General features: G+C 45.0%; 6 protein-coding genes. 4 read left to right on the forward strand and 2 right to left on the reverse strand.

Annotation, left to right across the window (positions count from 1 at the left end):
• The coding region (locus QZZ36_RS12850; protein ID WP_295082470.1) for an EAL domain-containing protein at positions 1–198 on the reverse strand (198 nt) is incomplete at its 3' end.
• Between the two features lie 388 nt (positions 199–586).
• Here QZZ36_RS12850 and QZZ36_RS12855 point away from each other — a divergent pair.
• The 3 genes from QZZ36_RS12855 to trxA are packed head-to-tail and all read left to right on the forward strand — an operon-like array spanning position 587 to position 1,729.
• Positions 587–787: a 4Fe-4S binding protein gene (locus QZZ36_RS12855; RefSeq protein ID WP_295082473.1), complete on the forward strand. Its 201-nt coding sequence runs from the start codon at positions 587–589 to the stop codon at positions 785–787.
• Entirely contained in the window at positions 777–1,376 is a 600-nt protein-coding gene (locus QZZ36_RS12860) for a 4Fe-4S binding protein (RefSeq protein ID WP_295082478.1), read from the forward strand. Before QZZ36_RS12855 ends, QZZ36_RS12860 begins: the two co-directional genes overlap by 11 nt.
• Before the next feature lie 44 nt (positions 1,377–1,420).
• Positions 1,421–1,729 (forward strand): thioredoxin, encoded by a 309-nt coding sequence (gene trxA / locus QZZ36_RS12865; RefSeq protein WP_295082481.1) that lies wholly within the window; start codon positions 1,421–1,423, stop codon positions 1,727–1,729.
• Here trxA and QZZ36_RS12870 read toward each other — a convergent pair.
• Positions 1,718–2,380 (reverse strand): Crp/Fnr family transcriptional regulator, encoded by a 663-nt coding sequence (locus QZZ36_RS12870; protein WP_295082484.1) that lies wholly within the window; start codon positions 2,378–2,380, stop codon positions 1,718–1,720. The genes trxA and QZZ36_RS12870 overlap by 12 nt on opposite strands.
• 26 nt (positions 2,381–2,406) lie before the next feature.
• Between QZZ36_RS12870 and QZZ36_RS12875 the strand changes: the two genes are divergently transcribed.
• A partial coding sequence (locus tag QZZ36_RS12875; RefSeq protein WP_295082490.1) for an FAD-dependent oxidoreductase occupies positions 2,407–3,134 on the forward strand: 728 nt, incomplete at its 3' end.

The raw sequence follows: 3,134 nt of genomic DNA on the forward strand, positions 1-3,134 counted from the left end.
GAGCTTGTGTATCAGCTTGTGTTCTTCCAGTGAGTTTATAAACTCACCGGGCGGTATCAGTCCTCGCTCCGGATCGTCCCATCGTGCCAAAGCCTCGGCACCAAAGACCTTGCCGGAGATGGTACGGGTCAACGGTTGGAAGAATGCCTTAATATATCCGTTGTTCAGGGCTTCTTCAAATCTGTTTACAAAATCCATTCCATGTCACCTCTAATCGAGTTATCATCATGTAAGTCTGTATGTCCTGATAAAATCCTTTTCATTCGCGCCGTCAGCAATGTATCTGAGCAATACTATTTTAATATATTGCTATTAATTCTTACATTAATTCTATCAGTTTTGCACAATAATTTCAATATAAACTATAAATGTTTACAAAATATCTTAAATTATCAGCATTTCATACAAAGTATAAAGTCGTAGTTTGTCTGTTAAGTTGACGATATATTAGTGCTGAAAGCTTTAGAATAGGCAGTATTACGGGAACAGAGAAAAACGCATTCTTTTCCGAATATTATCCTCTAATGTGACTTAGTCACAGAATAAAAGCCTCCGTGAGTATATAATATACTTCGGAGGCGATGATATGAAACGAAAAGCAATTGTTGATACAAGTCAGTGCGTAGCCTGCGGCTGCTGCGTAAAGGTCTGCCCGAGGGCAGCTATAAGTGTACCGCATGGGATAAATGCAGTCATTGATGAGAAACTCTGCGTAGGCTGCGGAAAATGTGCAAAGGAATGTCCCGCAAGCATTATCACACTTGAGGAGGTAAACCATGAAAGCTAAGAAAAAATGGTATGATTACCTGTGGATATTCTCACTGACTTATCTTATACTCGGATTTGTGAATATCCTGTTTGCATGGCTTGGAATGATATGCTTCATCGTTCCTCTTGTAATATCAATAGGCTGGGGAAACAAGGCGTACTGCAACAAATTCTGCGGACGCGGACAGCTTTTCTCAATGCTTGGCGGCCATTTCGGACTCTCACGCAAAAAGGATATGCCCAAATGGATGAAGTCAAAGTATTTCCGCTACGGATTTCTCATATTCTTCTTTACCATGTTCTTTATAATGCTCTGGAACACCTATCTTGTATTAGCAGGTCAGCGTCCTCTCGGGCAGAAAATAAAGCTGCTGTGGACATTCAAGGTACCGTGGCACTGGGCTTATCACGGAACAGTATTCTCAGACGGCGTTGCACAGTTCGCATTCGGATTTTACAGCGTAATGCTCACTTCCACAATACTCGGTTTTGTGACCATGATACTTTTCAAGCCACGTTCATGGTGTGTTTACTGTCCTATGGGCACTATGACTCAGCTCATATGCAAAGCCAAAAACGTGACAAAGTCGCAGACCGCTGCTGAATAATCGTGTATAATAAAGGTACAATAAAACAGAAAGGAAGTATTGATATGGCAGTTTTTAATGTTACAAAGGAAAATTTCACGGAGATAAGAAATAGCGCAAAGCCTGTACTTCTGGACTTTTACGCAGACTGGTGCGGTCCATGCAGAATGGTGTCGCCTCTTGTTGACGAAATAGCCGAGGAGCACAGCGAGTTTACGGTAGGCAAGGTAAATGTTGATGAGCAGCCCGAGCTTGCCGTTGCATTCGGAGTTTCAAGCATACCTATGCTTACTGTTATTAAGAACGGAGCAGTTACCGCTCATGCAGTCGGAATCCGTCCGAAATCAGCTATACTTGATATGTTAAATGGTTAAGTCGAGTAGACGCTTCCTGTCAATTATCCTTACGCCCTTGCGTGAGACTTCAACTATACCCTCGTTAGCGAAGTATTTCAGCATTCGTGACACCACTTCACGGGCAGAGCCGATGTACTTCGCTATCTGCTCCTGTGTCAGCTGGATATTGTCCGAGCCGATACGCAGAGCTTCATCGTGGAGGAATATTGCAAGGCGCTTGTCAAGGCTCATGAACATTATCTGCTGCATTACCCACATAACGTCGGAGAAGCGCGAAACGGCTGTTTCAAGGGAGAATATCCGTATCTCGGGATTGCGCTCCGAGACCTGCTTGAAAGCGTGACCGCTGATGATACAGCATTCGCTGTCCTCTTCGGCGTCAATGGCGACTTCAAAGGTTATGGACTGCAAAACGCAGGAAGCCGACAGCATACACATATCACCCTTGTGCAGACGGTACAGAGTTACGTCCTTGCCGTCCTCTGACATGATATACACGCGGAGACTTCCACTGCGGACAAATATCACTCCAGAGCATTCGCTGCCGTTGTGGAGGTTAGTGCCTTTTTCGTACTGGCGTATCGTGGAATTATCGCAGATATATTTGCGGTCGACAGCTGATATTTTGTCCCAGAACGGGAATAATTCACTGTAGATTTCTTCAAACATAATTTTATCCTTTCGGAGGTAGAAAAATGAAAACTATAATCGTAGGCGGCGTTGCGGGTGGAGCTTCCGCAGCCGCAAGACTGAGACGTTTAAATGAAAATGATGAGATCATCATTCTTGAGCGCGGAGACTATATCTCCTTTGCCAACTGCGGTCTGCCGTACTTTATCGGCGGAGAGATAACCGACAGGAATATGCTGACCTTGCAGACGCCTGAGAGTTTCCGCAAGCGCTTCAATATTGATGTGCGGGTAAAGAGTAAAGCCGTGAAGATATCTCCCGAAGCTCATACAGTGACCGTGCGTAATGCCGATACAGGTAAAGAATACGAGGAGACCTTCGACAAGCTCATACTTTCTCCCGGAGCTGAACCCATTCGGCCGAATATAAGCGGCATGGAGCTTCCTCATGTATTCACTCTGAGAAATATTCCCGATACGATGAAGATAAAGGGCTTCATCGACAGCAACAAGCCTGAGAGAGCCGTAGTTGTGGGCGGCGGATATATCGGCGTGGAAATGGCTGAAAACCTCGTCAGTGCAGGCCTTGAAGTATCAATAGTCGAGCTTGCGGATCATCTTATCGCACCTCTTGACGCAGATATGGCAGCTGATGTTCATCGCTATATCAGAAGCAAAGGTATCAAGCTGTTCCTGAACAACGGCGTCACGGAGATAACCGATAAAAAAGTCATTCTGCAAAATGGCAGTATCGAAGCCGATATGGTCATAATGTCCGTGGGAGTTCGTCCCGA

Source organism: Ruminococcus sp. (assembly GCF_016287535.1).
Taxonomy (GTDB): Bacteria; Bacillota; Clostridia; order Oscillospirales; family Ruminococcaceae; genus Ruminococcus.